19 protein-coding genes are annotated in these 20,490 nt (G+C 67.9%); 7 read left to right on the top strand and 12 right to left on the bottom strand.

Translation table 11 applies throughout. The annotated features are described in order from the left end of the window. Positions 1-193 precede the first annotated feature (193 nt). From ASE78_RS15375 to ASE78_RS15335, 9 genes are all read right to left on the bottom strand, one after another. Positions 194-961 carry a class I SAM-dependent methyltransferase gene (locus ASE78_RS15375; protein WP_056498299.1) on the bottom strand — a complete coding sequence of 256 codons (768 nt, stop codon included), beginning with the start codon at positions 959-961 and terminating at the stop codon, positions 194-196. Next, a complete protein-coding gene (gene prfB, locus ASE78_RS15370; protein ID WP_056498296.1) occupies positions 951-2,078 on the bottom strand; it encodes a peptide chain release factor 2 in 1,128 nt (375 codons plus the stop codon). Before prfB ends, ASE78_RS15375 begins: the two co-directional genes overlap by 11 nt. Before the next feature lie 60 nt (positions 2,079-2,138). Continuing rightward, complete coding sequence (locus ASE78_RS15365; RefSeq protein ID WP_056498294.1) at positions 2,139-4,655, bottom strand: penicillin-binding protein 1A; 2,517 nt, start codon at positions 4,653-4,655, stop codon at positions 2,139-2,141. Between the two features lie 271 nt (positions 4,656-4,926). After that, positions 4,927-5,250, bottom strand: coding sequence for a MerR family transcriptional regulator (locus tag ASE78_RS15360; protein ID WP_056498292.1), 324 nt, complete (start codon positions 5,248-5,250; stop codon positions 4,927-4,929). Positions 5,251-5,261: 11 nt separating this feature from the next. Beyond that, entirely contained in the window at positions 5,262-5,558 is a 297-nt protein-coding gene (locus tag ASE78_RS15355; RefSeq protein WP_055762201.1) for an integration host factor subunit alpha, read from the bottom strand. Between the two features lie 76 nt (positions 5,559-5,634). Beyond that, the gene (locus ASE78_RS15350; RefSeq protein ID WP_056498290.1) at positions 5,635-6,597 is read right to left on the bottom strand and encodes a beta-ketoacyl-ACP synthase III; all 963 of its coding nucleotides are present in this window, start codon (positions 6,595-6,597) and stop codon (positions 5,635-5,637) included. Beyond that, positions 6,594-7,625 carry a phosphate acyltransferase PlsX gene (gene plsX / locus ASE78_RS15345; RefSeq protein WP_055762195.1) on the bottom strand — a complete coding sequence of 344 codons (1,032 nt, stop codon included), beginning with the start codon at positions 7,623-7,625 and terminating at the stop codon, positions 6,594-6,596. The genes ASE78_RS15350 and plsX overlap by 4 nt, the downstream gene beginning before the upstream one ends. Before the next feature lie 27 nt (positions 7,626-7,652). Continuing rightward, positions 7,653-7,832 (bottom strand): 50S ribosomal protein L32, encoded by a 180-nt coding sequence (rpmF, locus tag ASE78_RS15340; protein ID WP_055762192.1) that lies wholly within the window; start codon positions 7,830-7,832, stop codon positions 7,653-7,655. A gap of 171 nt (positions 7,833-8,003) precedes the next feature. Further along, entirely contained in the window at positions 8,004-8,666 is a 663-nt protein-coding gene (locus ASE78_RS15335; protein ID WP_056498288.1) for an MBL fold metallo-hydrolase, read from the bottom strand. A gap of 75 nt (positions 8,667-8,741) precedes the next feature. Here ASE78_RS15335 and pabB point away from each other — a divergent pair, with 75 nt between their 5' ends. From pabB to msrA, 5 genes are all read left to right on the top strand, one after another. Then, entirely contained in the window at positions 8,742-10,496 is a 1,755-nt protein-coding gene (gene pabB, locus ASE78_RS15330) for an aminodeoxychorismate synthase component I (protein WP_056498286.1), read from the top strand. A 37-nt stretch (positions 10,497-10,533) separates the two neighbouring features. Continuing rightward, complete coding sequence (locus ASE78_RS15325) at positions 10,534-11,733, top strand: pyridoxal phosphate-dependent aminotransferase (protein ID WP_056498284.1); 1,200 nt, start codon at positions 10,534-10,536, stop codon at positions 11,731-11,733. A 130-nt stretch (positions 11,734-11,863) separates the two neighbouring features. Next, a complete protein-coding gene (locus tag ASE78_RS15320; protein ID WP_056498282.1) occupies positions 11,864-13,036 on the top strand; it encodes a GGDEF domain-containing protein in 1,173 nt (390 codons plus the stop codon). A 162-nt stretch (positions 13,037-13,198) separates the two neighbouring features. Further along, the gene (locus tag ASE78_RS18785) at positions 13,199-13,345 is read left to right on the top strand and encodes a hypothetical protein (protein WP_156349230.1); all 147 of its coding nucleotides are present in this window, start codon (positions 13,199-13,201) and stop codon (positions 13,343-13,345) included. Positions 13,346-13,407: 62 nt separating this feature from the next. Then, entirely contained in the window at positions 13,408-14,067 is a 660-nt protein-coding gene (gene msrA, locus ASE78_RS15315; RefSeq protein ID WP_056498280.1) for a peptide-methionine (S)-S-oxide reductase MsrA, read from the top strand. Between the two features lie 403 nt (positions 14,068-14,470). Here the strand turns inward: msrA and ASE78_RS15310 are convergent, their stop codons facing one another. Beyond that, complete coding sequence (locus tag ASE78_RS15310) at positions 14,471-14,869, bottom strand: DUF1489 family protein (protein WP_056498277.1); 399 nt, start codon at positions 14,867-14,869, stop codon at positions 14,471-14,473. 31 nt (positions 14,870-14,900) lie between these two features. After that, positions 14,901-16,295, bottom strand: coding sequence for a magnesium transporter (gene mgtE, locus ASE78_RS15305; protein ID WP_055762171.1), 1,395 nt, complete (start codon positions 16,293-16,295; stop codon positions 14,901-14,903). 128 nt (positions 16,296-16,423) lie between these two features. Here mgtE and ASE78_RS15300 point away from each other — a divergent pair, with 128 nt between their 5' ends. Continuing rightward, positions 16,424-16,885, top strand: a complete 462-nt coding sequence (locus ASE78_RS15300; RefSeq protein WP_055762168.1) for a peptidylprolyl isomerase — start codon at positions 16,424-16,426, stop codon at positions 16,883-16,885. A gap of 137 nt (positions 16,886-17,022) precedes the next feature. Here ASE78_RS15300 and ASE78_RS15295 read toward each other — a convergent pair whose 3' ends face one another. Beyond that, positions 17,023-17,910, bottom strand: a complete 888-nt coding sequence (locus tag ASE78_RS15295; protein ID WP_056498276.1) for a LysR substrate-binding domain-containing protein — start codon at positions 17,908-17,910, stop codon at positions 17,023-17,025. A 284-nt stretch (positions 17,911-18,194) separates the two neighbouring features. Between ASE78_RS15295 and ASE78_RS15290 the strand changes: the two genes are divergently transcribed. Further along, entirely contained in the window at positions 18,195-20,483 is a 2,289-nt protein-coding gene (locus ASE78_RS15290; RefSeq protein WP_056498273.1) for a CDC48 family AAA ATPase, read from the top strand. Positions 20,484-20,490 lie beyond the last annotated feature (7 nt).

Here is a 20,490-nt window from a genome sequence, read left to right as displayed (position 1 = left end):
CGGCCGGTGGTGGAGCGCGGACGTTTCCTCTCGGGCCGACCCACCCCCGGCCCCTCCCTTGTCAGGGAGGGGAGCAGACTGGGAAGCCATTTCATTGAATGTCGATCGGGCCTAGCGCTCTCCGCGCCTCTGCGCGACAAATCCTTCCTCTTCGCGCCCTTCGCGCCTTCGCGTGAATCAATCCTGCCTAACGTCAGCCGCGGTGATTGCCGGTTGGCGATGGCGTGGGCTTTGGTCCGGGGAGGCGGCAGGGCTTGATGTCCTCGGGGCGAGGACGCGCACCCTCGGGCGTGAACATCGCGATATAGCCGCCGGCCGAGGGCATGCGTTGCAGCGCGACTTGGCGGTAGCCGACCGCCGCGAATTCGCAGCGCAGCAGCGCGGGCGGGGTGCCGTGGTTCTGGGTTCGGCGTTCGGCGTCGACCACCACTACCCGCCCGCCGGGGCGCAAGCCGGGGCGCAGGTTCCACAGGAACGCATAAGGCTCGGCGATCTCGTGGTACATATGCACCATCAGCACCCGGTCGAAGCTGTTTTCGGGCAGCTTCGCATCGTCCGGCTCGCCCAGCCGCACGCTGACGTTGTCGAGCCGTTCGCGCGCCACGCGCGTCGCCAGCGCGTCGCGGATTTCGGGGATGATGTCCTCGGCCAGCACCCGCCCGTCCGGCCCCACGCGCTGGGCAAGGCGGATGGTGTAATAGCCCTCGCCCGCGCCGATGTCGGCGACGGTCATGCCCGACGCGATGCCGGCGAGGTTCATCACCGCTTCGGCCTCGTTCAGCCGGTCGCGCGCCTCCTCGGTCGACCAGCGCGCCGACACGATCGTCGCGACCGGGCGATCGGCTCTCGGAAAGTCGGGCTTGTCCTCCTCGTGCTGCGCATTGGCGGCACGCGGCTGCGTCGCGTCGCAGCCGGCCAGCAACAGCACGGGGAGGAGCAGCCAGCGCATCTCAGTCGACATCCTCGACTTCCACCGCCTCACCGGTCACGCGCTGCGACAGGGCGGCGGCCATGAACGGATCGAGCGCGCCGTCCAGCACGTCGCCCGGCGCGGTCGAGACGACGCCGGTGCGCAGGTCCTTCACCATCTGATAGGGTTGCAGGACGTACGACCGGATCTGGTGGCCCCAGCCGATGTCGGTCTTGGTCGCGTTCTCGGCGCTGGCCTCCGCCTCGCGGATCGCCAGTTCGCGCTCGTACAGACGGGCGCGAAGCTGGTTATAGGCCTCGGCCTTGTTCTTGTGCTGCGAACGCTGGTTCTGGCACTGCACGACGATGCCGGTCGGGATATGGGTGATGCGCACCGCCGAATCGGTGGTGTTGATGTGCTGGCCCCCCGCCCCCGATGCGCGATAGGTGTCGATGCGCAGGTCGCTTTCGTTATACTCGACCTCGATATTGTCGTCGATCACCGGATAGACCCAGACGGAAGCGAACGAGGTGTGCCGCCGTGCCGCGCTGTCGTACGGGCTGATGCGGACGAGGCGATGGACCCCGCCCTCGGTCTTGGCGAAGCCGTACGCATTCTCGCCCTTGATGAGCAAGGTCGCCGACTTGATGCCCGCCTGTTCGCCCGAATGCTGGTCGACCAGTTCGACCTTCAGCCCACGGCGTTCGGCCCAGCGGGTGTACATGCGGCTGAGCATGCCGGCCCAGTCCTGGCTCTCGGTCCCGCCGGCGCCGGCGTTGATCTCGATATAGGTGTCGTTGCCGTCGGCCTCGCCCGACAGCAGCGCCTGCACCTTGTCGTGATCGGCGCGCCGGGCGAGGTCGGCGAGATTCGCGACGCCCTCCTCGGCCATCTCGGTATCGCCTTCCTCGTCGGCCATCTCGATCAGCTCGACGGTGTCGGCCAGATCGCGTTCGATGGTGCGGGTGGCGGTGATCGCCTCGTCCAGCCGGCGGCGTTCGCGCATCACTTCCTGCGCGGCCTTGGGATCGTTCCACAGGGCCTGATCCTCGACACGCGCGTTCAGCTCGTCCAGCCGGCGCAGCGCACGGTCCCAGTCGAGGAAGCGGCGCAACAGCGAGAGCGCATCGTTGATCTTGTCTACATGGGCTTGCGCTTCGGCGCGCATGGGGAAAAACTCCGGGATAAAACGTCAGGAACGGGGGATGCCGCCGATATGGGGGCGGCGCTAGTAGATTCCCCCTTCGCGTTGCAAGAAGTCGCTGTCGCGGGGAGCGGCGGCCTCGCGGCGCTGCACCGCGCGCGCGGGATCGCGGGTGACGGGGGCGCGCGCCTCGCCCAGCCGGCCGGTGGCGCGACGCGCCTCGGTCTCGGGCTTGAACGCTTCCCAGATCACTCCGGCCTTGGGATCGGTGCCGGGCCATGCGCCATAGACCGGGCGGCCGCTGCCACGATCGATGCGGACCATGCGGATGCCGGCAGGCGCGCGGAACGGCAGCACCTCGACATCCTTGTACGCCTTCGTCGCGAACGCCTTGTAGATCGGCGCGGCGATGGTGCCGCCCTGCGCATAGCCGCCCAGATTGCGCGGCGTGTCGTAACCGAGATACAGGCCGGCGATCATCTGCGGCGTGCCGCCGACGAACCACACGTCGGTGGGGCCGGTCGACGTACCGGTCTTGCCCATGATCGGGCGGTTCAGGTCGCGCAGCGTGGTGGCGGTGCCGCGCTGGATGACGCCTTCCATGATATGGACCATCTGATACGCGCTCATCGCGTCCATCACCTGCCGCGCCCTGATCTGCGGGCGGGGCATCGCCTTGCCGTTCCAGTCGGGGGCGTTGCAGCCGTCGCAGCCGCGCCAGTTTTCGGGCAGGATCACCTTGCCGCGCCGGTCCTGCACGTAATCGATGACCGTGGGTTTCAGCTCGCGGCCCTGATTGGCGAGGATCGAGTACGCATTGACCATGCGCAGCACCGTCGTCTCGCCCGCGCCCAGCGCGTAGGAGAGATAGGGCGGGAACCGGTCGTCGCTGACGCCAACGCGCTGGATCAGCGAATTAACCTTTTCCATGCCGGTCTGCGCGGCGGCGCGCACCGTCATCAGGTTGCGCGACTGTTCGACGCCCCAGCGCATCGTGTGCGGCCCCGACCCGCCGCCGCCGAAGTTGCGGAAGCATTTGGTGCCGAGCCGCCCGCCCTGATTCACGCAGAACGGCCCGTCGACGATGATCGACGCCGGGGTCATCCCCGCTTCCAGCGCGGCGGCATAGACGATCGGCTTGATCGTCGAGCCCGGCTGGCGCATCGCCTGCGTCGCGCGGTTGAAGTCGCTCAGGCGGTAATCGAACCCGCCCTGCATCGCCAGCACGCGGCCGGTGCGCGGGTCCTCGACCACCATGCCGCCCGACACGCGCGGCACCGAGCGCAGCGCCCAGTCGCCGCCCGAGGGCGCGACCGCGAGAATATCGCCCGGTTCGATCGCGGCGAAGGCGGTGCCGCCCAGCCCCCGCACCGGCATGGTCGCCGCCCAGCGCGGCAGCGTGCCCGTCCGTCCATCGGCAAACCCGATCTGCGCCGAGGCATCGGACTTGGCGATGACGATCGCTGCGCGCCAGTCCTGATAATCGAGGCCGATGTTGGTGCCGATCAGCGCCTGCTGCCAGTTGCCGTCCTCGATTTTGGCGCGCGGCTTGTTGAGCGGGCCGGACCAGCCGCGCCCCGAATCATAGCGGATGAGGCCAGCGCGCAGCGCGTCCTGCGCATCGCCCTGGATCGCCGGGTCGAGCGAGGTGCGCACCCACAGGCCACCGGCATAGACGCTGTAGGGGCCGTCGGTTTCCTTCTCGCCGAAGCGGTCGAGCAACTGGCGGCGGACTTCCTCGATGAAATAGCCGCCGGCCAGTTCCTGTCGCGGCGTCTGGCGCGGGATCGCGCCGAGCGGTTGCGTGACCGCCTCGGCGCGCTGGGCAGGGGTAATGAAGCCGTTGCGCTCCATTTCGCCCAGCACCCAGTTGCGCCGGCCGATCGCACGATCGTAGCCGCGTTCGGGCGTATAATTCGACGGACCCTTGGGCAGAATCGCCAGATAGGCCATTTGCGGCAGCGTCAGCTCGCGCAGTTCCTTGCCGAAATAGGCATGGGCGGCGGCCTCGACGCCGAAGGCGTTCCGGCCGAGCGCGATCTGGTTGAGATAGAGTTCGAGGATCTGCTGCTTGGTCAGCGCATCCTCGATCCGGTAGGCGAGCAGCGCCTCCTTCGCCTTGCGGACATAGCTCACCTCGTTGGTGAGCAGCAGGTTCTTGGCGACCTGTTGCGTGATCGTCGATGCGCCGACCGGGCGGCGGTCGCTGCGCAAATTGGTCAGGATCGCGCCGGCGATGCCGGGATAGTCGACGCCGTGATGCTCGAAGAAGGTCCGGTCCTCGGCCGCGAGGAACGCGCGGACCAGCAGCGGCGGATATTCGGCATAGGACAATTGCACGCGGCGTTCGCGGGCGTAGCTGTGGACCGGCGTCCCGTCGATCCCGCGCACGTTGGTCGGCAGCGGCGGTTCATAGGCGCGCAGCGAATCGACCGACGGCAGCGTCCGCCACAGCAGCAGCCAGATGAGGAACACGCCGATCCCGGCGAGCAGCGCGGCGATCGCCGGGATACGGAACCACCAGCGTCGCTGGATACGCGCGAACCGTGTCCGCCAGGAAACAGCGGGGCGGGGATCGGTCTCGGAAGGGGATACGCTCATCGCCCGCGCGGTGTAGCAGGTTTGGTCGCGCAGGAAAGCACGGGGTTGGCGGCGGTTTGGAAACGGCCCCTTGGGCCGATCAACCTTCTTTCGTACGTCGTCACCCCGGACCTGTTCCGGGGTCCACGGTTCGGCAGTCGGTGCGCCCTGAAGCTTTATCGACAGCGTCTGAGGCCAGGCGGACCCCGGAACAAGTCCGGGGTGACGAAAGGGGTGGCTGCTTCGGCCGGCAATGCCGAACATCGATCGGTCCCGGGCCGATCGTGGCCGCCTATCCCGCTTCGGCCAGCGCGTCGCTCAGCAGGCGGCGCACCGCGTGCAGTTCGTCGATGCGCGAGGGGACCGGCGGTTCGGCCTCGCGGGTCAGCAGCGCCTGCACACCGCGCACGGTATAGCCGTCCTGCCCCAGCAGCGTGTGGATGCGGCGCAGCAGGTCGACATCGGCCGGGGCGTAATAGCGGCGGTCGCCGGCGCGCGTGACCGGCTTGACCTGCGGGAAACGGCTTTCCCAATAGCGCAGGCGATGCTGGGGCACGCCCAGTTCGCGCGCGACCTCGCCGATGGTGCGATAGGCGGTGGCGGATTTATCGGCCACGCGGGGCCGGATCAGTCGGCAACGATGCGGTCGCGCATCATCTGGCTGGCGCGGAAGGTGAGCACGCGGCGCGGCGCGATCGGCACCTCGACGCCGGTCTTGGGGTTGCGGCCGACCCGTTCGCCCTTGTCGCGCAGCACGAAGCTGCCGAAGCCCGAAATCTTGACGTTCTCGCCCTTGGCCAGCGCTTCGCACAAATGGGTGAGGATCTGTTCGACCACACGCGACGAATCGGCGCGCGACAATCCGATCTCGCGGTGCATTTCTTCGGCGAGGTCGGCGCGGGTCAGCGTGCCAGCGGTGGTCATGATCGTCTCCTGCTTAAAGCCAGCGTACCGGCTAGCACGACGTATACGAAGATTCAAAAATCCAAAAGGATGAGCGTTACCAACGCACTACCGCCGCGCCCCACGTAAAGCCGCCGCCCATCGCCTCCAGCACGATCAGGTCGCCGGCCTTGATCCGGCCGTCGCGCACCGCCGTGTCGAGTGCCAGCGGCACCGAGGCGGCGGAGGTATTGGCGTGCCGGTCGACGGTGACGACGACCTTGGCCGGTGGAAGGCCGAGCTTGCGCGCGGTCGCATCGAGGATGCGGGCATTGGCCTGATGCGGCACGACCCAGTCGACATCGTCGGAGGTGAGGCCGGCGAGTTCGAGCGATTCGCCCATGACGGCGGCGAGGTTCACCACGGCATGGCGGAACACTTCCTTGCCCTTCATCCGCAGCTTGCCGACGGTGCCGGTGGTCGAGGGGCCGCCGTCGACATAGAGCAGGCCGTTGTGGCGGCCATCGGCATGCAGCCGGGTCGACAGGATGCCGCGACCGTCGCCGGAGTCGTCGGCCTCCAGCACGATCGCGCCCGCACCGTCGCCGAACAGGACGCAGGTGGTGCGATCCTCCCAGTCGAGGATGCGGCTGAACGTCTCCGCGCCGATCACCAGCGCGCGGCGGTGGACGCCGGCGCGCAGCATCGCATCGGCGACCTGCACCGCATAGAGAAAGCCCGAACACACCGCCGCCACGTCGAACGCGACGCAATCGTCGATGCCGAGCATCGCCTGCACCTTGGTCGCGGTCGCCGGAAACGTCTGGTCAGGGGTGGCGGTGGCCAGCACGATCAGGTCGATCTGTGCCGCATCGATCCCGGCGGCGGCAATCGCGGCGCGCGCGGCATCGGCGGCGAGCGTCGCGGTCGTTTCGTGATCGCCGGCGATATGGCGGAAGCGGATGCCGGTACGCTCGACGATCCATTCGTCGGAGGTATCGACCCGCTCGGCCAGTTCGGCATTCGACACCCGCCGTTCGGGCAGCGCCGATCCGGTGCCGGTGATCCGCGCGCGGATCATGCCGCCTGCGCCTCGATACCGGCGAGATCGCTGGCGATCCGGCGGGTCAGGTCGTCGCGCACCATCTTCGACGCCACCTGGATCGCGTTCGCGATACCGGCGGCATTGGCGCTGCCATGGCTTTTGACCACCAGCCCGTTGAGGCCGAGAAAGACCGCGCCATTATGGTTGTTGGGGTCGAGGTGATGCCGCAGCAACTCGGTCGCCGGCCGCGAGATCAGGAAGCCGATCTTGGAACGGACCGACGAACGGAACGCCCGCTTGAGCAGGTCGGCCACGAATCGCGCGGTGCCCTCGGCGGTCTTGAGGGCGATATTGCCCGAAAAACCGTCGCAGACGACCACGTCGACCTGACCGCGCGACAGGCGGTCACCCTCGATATAGCCCGCAAAGGTCATCGGCAGATGCGGGGAGGCGCGCAGAGTCGCCGCGGCTTCGCGCACGCTGTCGATGCCCTTCAGCTCCTCGGTCCCGATGTTGAGCAGCGCGACGCGGGGGGATTCGAGATCGAGCGCGGTGCGGGCATAGGCCGCGCCCATCACCGCGAACTGGACGAGGTTGCGCGCGTCGCACTCGGCATTGGCGCCGAGGTCGAGCATGACGAGATCATTGTCGCCGAGGCTGGGGAGCAGCGCGGCGAGCGCGGGCCGGTCGATGCCCGGCATGGTGCGCAGCGCGAGCTTGGCCATCGCCATCAGCGCGCCGGTATTCCCGGCGGAGACGGCGGCGGTGGCGCGGCCCGCTTTCACCAGACCGATGGCGATACCCATCGACGTCGTCTTGGCGCGGCGAATTGCCTGGCTGGGCTTGTCCGACGGTCCGACGACTTCGGGCGCGTGGACGATTTCCGCCGCGGCGGAAAGATTGGGGTGCGAATCGAGCCCGGCGCGAATCGCCGCCTCGTCGCCCACCAGCAGGAAGCGCATGTCCGGCTGCTGCCGTCGCGCATGCGCGACGCCCGCCAACATGGTGGCGAGCCCTCCGTCACCGCCCATCGCATCGATGGCGATCCAGGACCCGTCGGCCATGCGTTCTTCCCTGTCCGGTACGGTAGCTTACGCTTCGACCGAGACGACTTCGCGACCGTTGTAATGGCCGCAGGCGTTGCACAGGTTGTGCGGACGCTTCAGTTCGCCGCAGTTCGGGCATTCCTGGAACGACTCGACGCTCAGCGAATCGTGGCTGCGACGCATACCGCGCTTGGAGGGCGAGGTCTTTCTCTTGGGAACTGCCATTTCGGCACCTTTATGACTTATGGATCGGGCGGTTTCACCACCAACTGCCAACGCGGCCCAGGCAAGCGCCGGACCGAATTCAGGACCGACGACCCGCCGGACCGGCAGGCAGGCTGGTCGCGAAGCGAGCCGCGCCTATAGCGTTTCTGGCAAAGGTTGCAAGGGCAAGGGTTAGCGCGTGGCCAGTACCTTGTCACCGACAAACGGATTCGTCCGGCGTTCATGGCCGAAGGTGCTGCCCGGACCATGGCCGGGAACGAAGGCGGTGTCGTCGCCCAGCGGCCACAGCTTGGTCACGACCGAGGTCAGCAGCGCCTGATGGTCCGACAGCGGAAAGTCGGTGCGGCCGACCGATCCCTGGAACAGCACGTCGCCGACAAGCGCGAACTTCGTGTCGGCATGGTGGAAGATGATATGGCCCGGCGTATGCCCCGGCGTCTCGTACACCGCGAAACGCGCCTCGCCGACCGTCACGATGTCGCCCTCGCCCAGCCAGCGGTCGGGTTCGAACGGCACGCCGGGCATGCCCCAGTTGCGGCCGTCCTCGTCCAGCCGCGCGATCCAGAAGCGGTCGGCCTCGTGCGGCCCCTCGATCGGCACGCCCAGTTGCTCGGCCAGCGGCTTGGCCTCGCCGCAATGGTCGATATGGCCGTGGGTCAGCAGGATCTTCTCGATCGTCACGCCGTGCTGTTCGGCGGCCCTGAGCAGCTTGGGCAGGTCGCCGCCGGGATCGACGAACGCGCCGCGCATCGTCTTCGTACACCAGATCAGGGTGCAATTCTGTTGCAGCGGCGTCACCGGCACGATCGCCGCACGGATGGGGGATGGGGTCATGGGGAAAGCCCTAGTTGATTAACGCGGGGTACACAAAGCGTTGCATCGCAGGCGCGCAACCGGCAAGCGGGCGGGATGTTCGACACGACCCGGCCCTTCGTGCTGCTCGACGATGCCCGGCCGGGGGGACGCGCGCTCCTGTATCGCGCGCCGATGCGGATCGTCCGCGCCGATACCATGGCGGCGGTGCCGGCGGCGCTGGACGCGCTGGCGGCGGAGGTCGCCGACGGGCGCGCGGTGGCGGGGTTCGTCGGCTATGATGCCAGCGCGGGCCTGATCCCCGGCGTGCCCCACCGCCCCGCGCCCACGCCGCTGTTGTGGTTCGGGGTGTTCGATGCCGCCGAACCGGTCGACGTGCCCGCGATCCTGCCCGACCCCGCCGGGGCATGGGCCGGGCCGGTCGTGCCCGACATCGATCATGCCACCTATCTGCGCCAGTGCGAGGACGTGCTCGAACTGATCGCGGCGGGCGATCTGTATCAAGCGAACCTGACCTTTGCCGCCACCCTGCCGGTCGCGGGCGATCCGGTCGCGCTCTATGCCGCGATCCGGCCGCGTGCCGCCGCCGGCCATGGCGCGCTGGTGTGGACCGGCGCGGACTGGCTGCTGTCGTTTTCGCCCGAGCTGTTCTTTTCGGTCGAGGGCGGGCGAATCGCCGCGCGGCCGATGAAGGGCACCGCGCTGCGCGATCCCGATCCTGCCAAGGACACCGCCGCCGCCGCCGCCCTCGCCGCCGATCCCAAGCAGCGCGCCGAAAATCTGATGATCGTCGACCTGATGCGCAACGACCTGTCGCGGATCGCGGTGCCGGGCAGCGTGGCGGTGCCCGAGCGGTTCGTCGTCGAAACCTATCCGAGCATCCACCAGATGGTGTCGCACGTCACCGCGACGGTGCAGCCGGGCAAGGGCGCGGTCGACGCGATCGGCGCCCTGTTTCCTTGCGGATCGATCACCGGCGCGCCCAAGCGGCGGGCGATGCAGGCGATCGACGCGATCGAGGGCCGGGCGCGCGGCATCTATACCGGGGCGATCGGCCATATCGCGGGGAATGGCGATGCGTCGTTCAACGTCGCGATTCGCACGCTTCACCTGCCCGCCGGCGGGCTCCACGCCACGATCGGCCTCGGATCGGGAATCGTCGCCGATTCGGTGCCGGCGGAGGAATGGCGCGAATGTCTCGCCAAGGCGCGGTTCCTCGACCTGCCCGCCCCGCGGTTCGATCTGGTCGAGACGATGGCGTTCGATCCGATCACCGGCATCCCGCTGCTCGAACGCCATCTGGCGCGGATGCACGACAGCGCGCGCGCGCTGGGCTTCGCGTTCGATCGCCATGCCACGCGCAACGACCTGCAGGCGGCGACCTTTCGGCTGCGCAAGGCGATGCGGGTACGCTTGCTGCTGTCGCGCAGCGGGGCGACCGCGATCGACGTGCAGCCGCTGCCCGCGACGCCCGCCGGGCCGGTCGCGGTGGCGCTCGCCGCGCTGCCGGTGGCGTGCGACGACGTGCGGGTGGCACACAAGACCAGCGACCGGCGGTTCTGGCCCGCGCCGCCGCCGGGCTGTTTCGAGACAGTGTTCGTCAATCCGCGCGGCGAGCTGACCGAGGGCAGCTTCACCTCGATCTTCGTCGGTGGCGGCGCGCAGTTGCTCACCCCGCCGCTGGCGCACGGATTATTGCCCGGCGTGCTGCGCGGCGAGCTGATCGCTCGGGGCGAGGCGGTGGAGATGCCGCTGACCCCGGCCGATCTCGCGCAAGGATTTTACATCGGCAACGCGGTTCGTGGATTGATTCGTGCGCGGCTGGTTGCGGAAGGACCCATGCCGGGCTAAGCGGCGCGCGTTCTTTCCCAACAGCATCGGACGACCCATGAAGCCCTCCGCCGCGCTCGATCGCATCAATCCCTCGCCGACCCTCGCCATCACGTCGAAGGTGCTCGAGCTGAAGCGGCAGGGCGTCGACGTCATCGGCCTGGGTGCCGGCGAACCCGATTTCGACACGCCCGATTTCGTCAAGGATGCCGCGATCGCGGCGATCCGCGCGGGCAAGACCAAATATACCAACGTCGACGGCACCGCCGAATTGAAGGACGCGATCGCCGCGAAGTTCAAGCGCGACAACGGCCTGACCTATGCCGCGAACCAGATCAGCGTGAACGTCGGCGGCAAGCACACGCTGTTCAACGCGCTGGTCGCGACGATCGACGCGGGCGACGAGGTGATCGTGCCCGCGCCCTATTGGGTGAGCTACCCGGACGTCGTGCAGTTCGCCGGGGGCACCCCGGTGTTCGTCGCGGCGGGCGCGGCGCAGAATTACAAGATCACCCCCGAACAGCTCGAAGCGGCGATCACCTCGCGGACCAAGTGGGTCATCCTCAATTCGCCGTCGAACCCGACCGGCGCGGGCTATACCCGTGACGAGCTGCGCGCGCTGGGGCAGGTGATCGAGCGGCATCCGCATGTCTGGGTGTTCGCCGACGATATGTACGAGCATATCGTCTATCCGGGGTTCGAGTTCGCCACCGTCGCCGAGGTCAATCCGGGCCTCTACGACCGCACGCTGACCGTGAATGGCTGTTCCAAGGCCTATGCGATGACCGGCTGGCGCATCGGCTATGCCGGCGGCGCGGGATGGCTCATCAAGGCGATGGCCAAGCTCCAGTCGCAGTCGACCTCCAACCCGTGTTCGATCGCGCAGGCCGCCGCCGTCGCCGCGCTGAACGGCGACCAGTCGTTCCTCGCCGAGCGTAACGCCGCCTTCCTGCGCCGCCGCGACATGGTGGTGGCCGAGATGAACGCGATTCCCGGTGTCACCTGCCCGACGCCCGACGGCGCCTTCTATGTCTACCCCGAAGTATCGGGGCTGATCGGCAAGGCGACGCCGGGGGGCAAGCGCATCGATACCGACGAGGATTTCGTCGGCTATCTGCTGGAAGATGCCAAGGTCGCGGCGGTGCAGGGTGCCGCCTTCGGCCTCTCGCCGGCGATGCGGATCAGCTATGCGACGTCGGACGAGTTGCTGCGCGAGGCATGCGCGCGGATTCGCACCGCGGCACACGCGCTGAAATAACGCTTCTGCTTCGCGCGAAGGCGCGGGGAACGGGCTGTGCCGCCGGGCAGGCCCTTCCCCGGCCGGCGCGTCGCGACCGGTCGTATCAAAACGGACTATTAGCGATTTGCCGCTATCGGCCGGTGCTTCGGTGAAGCGCGAGGCCCGGTTGCTCGATCTGTCTACCCTGTACGTCATGGTATCCTTCGCGTCGATCGTCGCGGGGGTGGTCCATATCGTGCCATGGGCGACCGGGCGGTTCGGACGCTGGGCGGCATGGTGGGGATTCGGCCACATCCTGCTCGGGCTCACCTCCTCGGTCGCGCTGCTGCGCGACATGGGCGCGCCCTATATCATCGCGTGGATCGGCAATCCGCTGGCGATCCTTGCCTATGCCGCGATCTTTGCCGGCATGCGCAACTTCGCCCATCCCGGCGGCAGCAACCGGGTGCTGCTGATCGCCGCGGCGATCGGCGGGGTGCCGCTGCTGCTGTCGACCGATCCGACCGCGATCGGTGCCCGCGTCGGGTATCTCAGCATCGTGCGCGCGCTGTTCGACGGGGCGACCGCGCTGGTCGCATGGCGGATCGCGCGGCGCGAATCGCTGCATACCGGCTGGATCGTCTTTTCGCTGTTCGCGCCGACGGTGCCGCTGTTCCTCGCCCGGTCGATCAGCGCGTTCGACGGACAGGTCAGCACGCGCGTGACCGGGCAGCATGGCGGGATCGCCGCATGGCTGGTCGCGATCGCGATCACCTTCATCCTGTTCCGCGGCTTTTCGCTGTTCGCGCTGGAGGCGGAGCGCGGGCAGCAGCAACTGGCGCGGCTGGCCGAGCGCGACGGGCTGACCGGGGCCTATAACCGCACCGCCTTCGACCGGATACGCCAGCAATGGCAGGGCCGCGGCGCGGTGCTGGTCATCGATCTCGACCTGTTCAAGCAGTTGAACGATCGCTGCGGCCATGCGGTGGGCGACGCCGCGCTCGGCATCGCCACCCGTGTCGCGCAGAACGTGCTGGCGGCGGGGGGCAGCGTGTTTCGGTGGGGCGGGGACGAGTTCGTCGGCGTGCTGCCCGGTGCCGATCGCGCGGCGGCCGACCAGGCCAGCGCGCGGATCGCGCAGCGCTTCACCGATACGGTCTGCGCCGTCGCGCCCGAAGATCTGCCGGTGACGGTCAGCATCGGCACCGCCTGCGGCCCGCTGTCGGAGGTCGAACGGCTGCTCGCCGAGGCGGACGATGCGATGTACGCCGCCAAGCGCGCACGGCGCAGCGACACCGAACGGCAACGCAGCGTTGCCGAAACGATACGACCCGCCGCTTGATTTCGCACTCGCAACATGGTTGAGGCTGTCGACGAGATGAACGGACGCGCCAGCGGCGGTTCACCCCCACCCACTATATCTTGCCTCGAACGAACGGGCGGCTCCTGCCGTCCGATGGCGCGCCCCTCCCGGTCGCGTTGCGGTGGCAAGAGGACGAGACAGATGACACAGACGCGCACCGGTTTCCTTCGCCATTTCATCAGCGGCTTCGCGCTTGGCGCGGTGGCGCTGGTCGCGGTGCAGTTCGCCGGCCCCAGCGAAGCCAAATCGGTCCACACCGCACCGGCGGTGATCGAACAGCTCGGCTGATCTGGCGGGGAGCGGTCGCGTTCCCCATATCGGCGGCCTCGCATTCTTGCCGAGGAACCGTCATGCATCCGCTGATTCCCGTGTCGCTCGTGGCCGCCGTTCTGGGTGGTGCCGTGCTGACCCTGTCTCCCGCCGTCGCCACCCGCGCGGTGCCGATCCCGACCGTCGCCAGCGACGTGCCGCCGACCCCCGGTCTCGCCACCGCCGTACTGGCGGGCGGCTGTTTCTGGGGAATGGAAGCGGTGTTCGAGCAGGTGAAGGGCGTGAAATCGGTGACGAGCGGCTATGCCGGCGGCACGAAGGCGACCGCCAGCTACGATCAGGTATCGACCGAACGCACCGGCCATGCCGAGGCGGTGCGGATCACCTATGATCCGCGAATCGTCAGCTATGGCACGCTGTTGCGTGTCTATTTCTCGGTCGCGCATGATCCGACGCAGGTGAACGGGCAGATGCCCGACAGCGGCCCCAGCTACCGCTCGGCGATCTTTCCGCAGAACGGATCGCAGAAGCTGACCGCCGAACGCTATATCGCGCAACTGACGCGGGCGAAGGCGTTCGCCAAGCCGATCGCGACGCGGATCGAGGGCGGGGCCTTTTATCCGGCGGAGGCCTATCATCAGGACTTCGCGCGGCGGAACCCGTCGCATCCGTATATCATGCGCTGGGACAAGCCGAAGATCGCGGCGGCGAGGGCGGCGTATCCGGGACTGGTGGTGTAGGCCGGGCCCGACAGCGGCGACTGTCCTACACGCAGGGACACCGCTAACCTGATCGCCGCTCTTTCCCACCGTCAGAATAGCGGCCGCGCAACCTGCCCCAATTTCGCCTACATTCGCGTCGCAAGTGTAAACTTTGTCAACTTTGGACGCGCGAAGCCCTGCGGATTATGATCCGCCGCAACCGCCGAATCCGAGGTTCCTGCTCCAGACGTGCCTGCGAAGATTCGGTTTCACGCGAAGGCGCGGAGACGCGGAGGGGTTGCGTCCGGTGCTGCCGGATCGCGCAGCGATCTGTCGGCCGAATCGTTGAGAGCATGAGAGGACAATTCCGCTGACGCGGAACGATCAGGAGCCGCACCCTCCTCCGCGTCTCCGCGCCTCCGCGCGAACCCAGACTTCTTCTCTACAGCAGCCCCAGCGCCATCAGCTCCCCGATCAGCCGGGGCGGCAGCTCGTCGGCGCCGCTCCCCTCCCCGCCGAGATCGGCCGGTGCGTCGGCCGCCTCCAGATAGCGCCAGCCCTGATGCGCGCGTTTCGGGCGGGCTTCGACCAGCACCAGCTTCGGCCCGAGATGGATCGCGACACGGCCCCCGTCGGCCTCGCCGAAGCCGAGGATCGGCGAGCGGGCGACCAGCCGGTGCTTCAGGATCCAGAAGAGCGAGCCGCCCTCCAGTTCGGCGATCCGTTTGGGCAGATAGCGCGTGGTCAGCGCCCCGCCTTCGGCATGGCGCGTGGCCAGCCGCTCGGCGAGCTGTTCGACATGATCGATGGCGAAGGCGACTTTGGTCAGGTGAAGCGGCACGGCGTCCAGATGGGGAGCGCGGCCGCCCGCCTCAAGCGGTCAGTCCGCTGACGGTCGCAAGGCCGAGGAACACGAGGAACCCCATCGAATCGGTGGTCATCGTCACGAAGATCGACGAGGCGACCGCCGGGTCGGCGTTGAACCGGTCGAGCGTCAGCGGCACGAACACCCCCGCGAAGCCGGCGATGACGACGTTAAGCAGCATCGCGACGCCGATCACCCCGCCCAGTTGCGGATTGCCGAACCACAGGGTCACGCCGGTGCCGATCAGCGCGGCGACGGTCAGCCCGTTCATCAGCGCGATCACCATTTCGCGCCGGATCGCGCGCAGCGTGTTCGATTGGGTCAACTGGTTGGTGGCGAGCGCACGGACCGTCACCGCCATCGTCTGCGTGCCCGCATTGCCGCCCAAGCCGGCGACGATCGGCATCAGCGCCGCCAGCGTCACCATCCGGTCGATCGTCGCGCCGAACGCGCCGATGATCGTCGCGGGCAGCAGCGCGGTGATGAGGTTGGTGATGAGCCAGCGCACCCGCGCCTTGTACGAATCGCGAATCGGTTCGTTGATGTCGCCTTCGCCGGCGCCCGACAGCAGCAGCGCATCCTCGCCCGCCTCGGCCTGGATGATGTGGACCACGTCGTCGACGGTAATCATGCCGGCCAGCCGCCCGCTGCTGTCGACCACGGCGGCCGAGATCAGTGCATATTTTTGGAAGCGCAGCGCCACTTCCTCCTGATCCATGTCGACCGGGATCAACGTCTGTTCGCGCGCCATCACATCGGCGATCGCGACCGAGCGGGGGGTGCGCAATATCCACGACAACTGGCAGGTGCCGACCGGCTTGTGCGCGGGATCGACGACGAAGATTTCCCAGAAGTCGGTCGTCAGCACCTCGTCGGCGCGCAGATAGTCGAGCGCGTCGCCGACGCTCCAGTGTTCGGGCACCGCCACCAGCTCGCGCTGCATCAGGCGGCCGGCGGATTCCTCGGGGTAGGACAGCGCCTCCTCGATCGCGGCGCGATCGTCGGGGTCGAGCGCGCGCAGCACCGCGCGCTGATCGTCATCGTCGAGATCCTCGATGATCGCGACCGCGTCGTCGGTGTCGAGCTGCGCCGCCAGATCGGCGACCTGCGTCGCGGTGAGCGCGTCGATCACCGCGTCGCGCACCCAGTCGTTCATCTCGGCGAGGACATCGCCGTTCAGCCGCTCGGGGATCGCCGCCGCCAGCGCCGCGCGCTGTTCGCCCGGCACCAGTTCGAACAGGTCGGCCAGATCGGCGGGGTGGAGCGGCTCGACGAGGTCGCGCACCGCCTCGTCGTCGCCGTTCTCGACCGCGTCGCAGACCGCGCGGACGAATTCGGGCTTGAGCCGGTCGTCCTCGTCCAGTTCGCTCGTCTCAGGCTCGGGAAGGTCGAGTTCGGTCATGGGCGCAACCCTCCTTCGGCACGATTCACCCCCGCTGTAGCCATGCTGCACCGCCGTGCCAACGCCCGTACGGTTGCCAGTGCGGTTGCCAGTCCCTAGCTAGGGCGCCGATTTCAAGGAGTAGCTGAATGGCCGATACCCCCTCCACGCTCGTTATGACGCTCGACACGGGCGAAGTGCGCATCAAGCTGCGCCCCGACCTCGCGCCGAACCATGTCGAGCGCATCGTCAAGCTGGCCGATTCGGGCTTCTACGACGGCGTGGTGTTCCACCGCGTGATCGACGGCTTCATGGCGCAGGGCGGCGACGGCGGTCGCGGCGACGGCACCGGCGGGTCGAAGGAACCGAACCTGAAACAAGAGTTCAGCAAGGAACCACATGCGCGCGGCGTCTGCTCGATGGCGCGGACGATGGACCCCAATTCGGCCAACAGCCAGTTCTTCATCTGCCTCGACGATGCGACCTTCCTCGACGGGCAGTACACCGTGTGGGGCGTGGTCGAGAGCGGCATGGACGCCGTCGACAAGCTGCCCAAGGGCGAGCCGCCGCGCAATCCGGGCAAGATCGTGACCGCGCGGTCGGAAGCGTAAGGCTTTCGCGTCCCCCCATCCGTCATTCCGGCGCAGGCCGGAATCCATGGATGGGGGACGGTTACGATTGATCGATACCACCCGACACAATGGATTCCGGCCTGCGCCGGAATGACGGATGGAGGCGGAGGCCAGCCCTACTCCGCCGGGGCGTCCAGCGCCTGCACCAGCCAGTCGTGGAACAGCTTCACCGGCCGCTGCTGCAACAGGCGCGGGCGGCAGACGAACCAGTGGCTGTAGGTCGAATCGACCGCCCGGTCGAACAACGGCACCAGCCGGTCGTCGCGCGCCGTTTCGAAATGTGATTCGAGCATGAAGGCGACGCCCAGCCCCTGCGCCGCCGCCTCCAGCATCAGCGTGCCCGAATCGAATCGGTCGATCGCGGCGGGTTCGAGGTCGGGCAACCCGACGGCGTGCATCCAGTCGGCGAAGGTATCGGGCATGTCGCGGTGGATCAACGCGGTATGCTGCGACAATTGCGCCGGATCGGTGATCGGCGACCGCTCGATCAACGCGCGCCCGGCGATGGCATAGACCCGGTTGCGGTCGAGCCGCCGCGCATAGAGTGCCGGATCGATCGCATGATCGAGCACGATCGCGACGTCGAGCCCCTCGCCCAGCCGCCCCAGCCCATGGTGCGCGGTATCGAAATCGAGGTGCAGTTCGGGATGGCGTTCCTTCAGGTCGCCCATGCGCGGCATCAGCCGCTGGATCGCGAACAGCGGCAGCACGCCCAAGCGCAGCCGCAGCACCTCGACCGCGCCCGACATCTGTTCGACCGCGTCGCTCAGCGTATCGAGCGCGCCCGACAGCAACGCCAGCAACCGCTCGCCATCGTCGTTCAGGCGCAGCGCCTGATGCCGCCGTTCGAACAACGGCTTGCCGATGAATCGCTCGAGCGCCTGCACCCGCCGGCTGAGCGCGGGCGACGACAGCGCCAGTTCGTCGGCGGCGAGCTTCACCGAGCCGAGCCGCGCGACGTGAACAAATGCCTCAATGGCAGTCAGCGGGGGAAGCCGACGCATCCGACCCATCCTACTCTGGTTGCACTGCGGCACAGGCTGCACCGCTCCGCGTTCCAACGCAACTTCTTGAACGCATGCGATTGCAAAATTTGCAATATGAATTGATCTGTTCGCACTTGCACAATAATGCGCTGCACTGCACATAGGGGGTGCCTTTCAGGCATCCTCTCCTAAAACTTTCCGGCCGGTCGATTTTCGATCGGCCTTTTTTTTCGTCTTGTTGCCGGCAACCCGCGCCCCATCTTCGCCTTTCGTCGCTTTCGACGTGAACCGAGGTGGACTGGATGGCAGACAGCGAAACGGGCGGGCGGCGGTTGCAGGTCGCGAACGCACGGCCCGAGGATAGTGGACGCGGCATCGCCCACCTGCCCCGGTCGGTCATGGCGATCCTTGGCGTCGCCGAGGGCGATGTCGTCGAGATCGTCGGCAAGAAGACGACGCCGGCGCGCGCGGTCGCCCCCTATCCGGAGGACGAAGGGCTCGACATCGTCCGTATCGACGGGTTGCAGCGCGCCAATGCCGGGGTCGGTTCGGGCGATCAGGTAGAGGTGCGCAAGGCCGAATCACGCGCCGCGACCCGGGTGGTGTTCGCGCCTGCACAACAGAATCTGCGGTTGCAGGGGTCGGCCAACGCGCTGAAACGCACGTTCTTCGGCCGGCCGCTGTGCCAGGGCGACATCGTCGCGACGACCGGGCACCAACGGGTCGACAATCTGTCGCCCGGTGTCCGCCGCTACGTCAACGCGCCGGCATTCTCGTTGCAGGAAATCCGCCTGCTCGTTGTCTCGGCCCAGCCCAAGGGCGTGGTCCACATCGACGAATCGACCGAGATCGAACTGCGCGCCGAATATGAGGAACCGCGCGAGGCACGGCGCGCCGACGTCACCTATGACGACATCGGCGGCATGGGCCAGACGATCGACCAGTTGCGCGAGATGGTCGAGTTGCCGCTGCGCTACCCCGAATTGTTCCAGCGCCTCGGCGTCGATCCGCCCAAGGGGGTGTTGCTGCATGGGCCGCCCGGCACCGGCAAGACGCGGCTTGCCCGCGCGGTCGCCAATGAATCGGATGCGGAATTCTTCCTCATCAACGGTCCCGAGATCATGGGATCGGCGTATGGCGAATCGGAAAAGCGCCTGCGCGAAGTGTTCGAGCAAGCGACCAAGGCATCGCCCTCGATCGTGTTCATCGACGAGATCGATTCGATCGCGCCCAAGCGGGGCCAAGTGTCGGGCGAGGCCGAGAAGCGGCTGGTCGCGCAGTTGCTGACGCTGATGGACGGGCTGGAATCGCGCGCCAACATCGTCGTCATCGCCGCAACCAACCGGCCCGAGGCGATCGACGAGGCGTTGCGCCGGCCCGGCCGGTTCGACCGCGAGATCGTGGTCGGCGTGCCCGACGAGCGCGGCCGGCGCGAGATCTTGGGCATCCATACCCGCGGCATGCCGCTGGCGGACGATGTCGAGCTGAACGAGCTGTCGCGCACCACCTATGGCTTCGTCGGCGCCGATCTGGCGGCGCTGACCCGCGAGGCGGCGATCGATGCGGTACGGCGGATCATGCCGCGCATCGACCTGTCGGCGGGCACGATCCCGCAGGAGGTGCTCGACAGCCTGTCGGTGACGCGCGAGGATTTCGTCGAGGCGTTGAAACGGGTGCAGCCGAGCGCGATGCGTGAGGTGATGGTGCAGGCGCCGACCGTCCGCTGGAACGATGTCGGCGGGCTCGACGATGCGCAGATGCGGTTGAAGGAAGGCGTCGAGCTGCCGCTCAAAAGCCCTGAATCGTTCCGCCGCCTCGGCATCCGCCCGGCCAAGGGGTTCCTGCTCTATGGTCCGCCCGGCACCGGCAAGACGCTGCTGGCCAAGGCGGTGGCGCGCGAGGCGGAGGCGAATTTCATCGCCACCAAGTCGAGCGACCTGCTGTCCAAATGGTATGGCGAGAGCGAACAGCAGATCGCCCGGCTGTTCGCCCGCGCACGACAGGTCGCACCGACGGTGATCTTCATCGACGAACTCGATTCGCTGGTGCCCGCGCGCGGCGGCGGGATGGGCGAGCCGGAGGTGACGGCGCGGGTGGTCAACACCATCCTCGCCGAGATGGACGGGCTGGAGGAACTCCAGTCGGTGGTGGTGATCGGCGCGACCAACCGGCCCAATCTGGTCGATCCGGCGCTGCTGCGCCCCGGCCGGTTCGACGAGCTGGTCTATGTCGGCGTGCCCGATGCGGCGGGCCGGGCGCGGATCCTGAACATCCAGACGCAGAAGATGCCGCTGGCCGCCGATGTCGATCTGGACGCGGTCGCGAAGCGCACCGACCGGTTCACCGGTGCCGATCTGGAGGATGTCGTGCGGCGCGCCGGCCTGTTCGCGCTGCGCGACGGGCTCGACACGCGCGAGGTGACGATGGCGCATTTCGACGCGGCACTGGGCGAATCGCGCGCCTCGGTGACGGCGGAGATGGAAGCGGAATATCGCGCCATGTCCGCCCGGCTAAAGCAGGACGCGATCGCGATCCAGCCGATCGGCTTCATCGCGCCGGGCATGGTCGAGGGGCGCGGGCCGAAGGGGTGAGGATCCG

Origin of the sequence: Sphingomonas sp. Leaf25 (genome assembly GCF_001421635.1) — a bacterium.
Classification (GTDB): Bacteria; Pseudomonadota; Alphaproteobacteria; order Sphingomonadales; family Sphingomonadaceae; genus Sphingomonas.
The sequence above is the reverse complement of the archived record's forward strand: the minus strand, read 5'-3'. Positions and strand labels throughout refer to the sequence as shown.

Bases quoted from the DNA above. Each gene is read 5' to 3' on its own strand.
- ASE78_RS15375 (WP_056498299.1), bottom strand. From the start codon at position 961: ATGTCGACTGAGATGCGCTGGCTGCTCCTCCCCGTGCTGTTGCTGGCC.
- prfB (WP_056498296.1), bottom strand. From the start codon at position 2,078: ATGCGCGCCGAAGCGCAAGCCCATGTAGACAAGATCAACGATGCGCTC.
- ASE78_RS15365 (WP_056498294.1), bottom strand. From the start codon at position 4,655: ATGAGCGTATCCCCTTCCGAGACCGATCCCCGCCCCGCTGTTTCCTGG.
- ASE78_RS15355 (WP_055762201.1), bottom strand. From the start codon at position 5,558: ATGACCACCGCTGGCACGCTGACCCGCGCCGACCTCGCCGAAGAAATG.
- ASE78_RS15350 (WP_056498290.1), bottom strand. From the start codon at position 6,597: ATGATCCGCGCGCGGATCACCGGCACCGGATCGGCGCTGCCCGAACGG.
- plsX (WP_055762195.1), bottom strand. From the start codon at position 7,625: ATGGCCGACGGGTCCTGGATCGCCATCGATGCGATGGGCGGTGACGGA.
- rpmF (WP_055762192.1), bottom strand. From the start codon at position 7,832: ATGGCAGTTCCCAAGAGAAAGACCTCGCCCTCCAAGCGCGGTATGCGT.
- ASE78_RS15335 (WP_056498288.1), bottom strand. From the start codon at position 8,666: ATGACCCCATCCCCCATCCGTGCGGCGATCGTGCCGGTGACGCCGCTG.
- pabB (WP_056498286.1), top strand. From the start codon at position 8,742: ATGTTCGACACGACCCGGCCCTTCGTGCTGCTCGACGATGCCCGGCCG.
- ASE78_RS15325 (WP_056498284.1), top strand. From the start codon at position 10,534: ATGAAGCCCTCCGCCGCGCTCGATCGCATCAATCCCTCGCCGACCCTC.
- ASE78_RS18785 (WP_156349230.1), top strand. From the start codon at position 13,199: ATGACACAGACGCGCACCGGTTTCCTTCGCCATTTCATCAGCGGCTTC.
- msrA (WP_056498280.1), top strand. From the start codon at position 13,408: ATGCATCCGCTGATTCCCGTGTCGCTCGTGGCCGCCGTTCTGGGTGGT.
- mgtE (WP_055762171.1), bottom strand. From the start codon at position 16,295: ATGACCGAACTCGACCTTCCCGAGCCTGAGACGAGCGAACTGGACGAG.
- ASE78_RS15300 (WP_055762168.1), top strand. From the start codon at position 16,424: ATGGCCGATACCCCCTCCACGCTCGTTATGACGCTCGACACGGGCGAA.
- ASE78_RS15295 (WP_056498276.1), bottom strand. From the start codon at position 17,910: ATGCGTCGGCTTCCCCCGCTGACTGCCATTGAGGCATTTGTTCACGTC.
- ASE78_RS15290 (WP_056498273.1), top strand. From the start codon at position 18,195: ATGGCAGACAGCGAAACGGGCGGGCGGCGGTTGCAGGTCGCGAACGCA.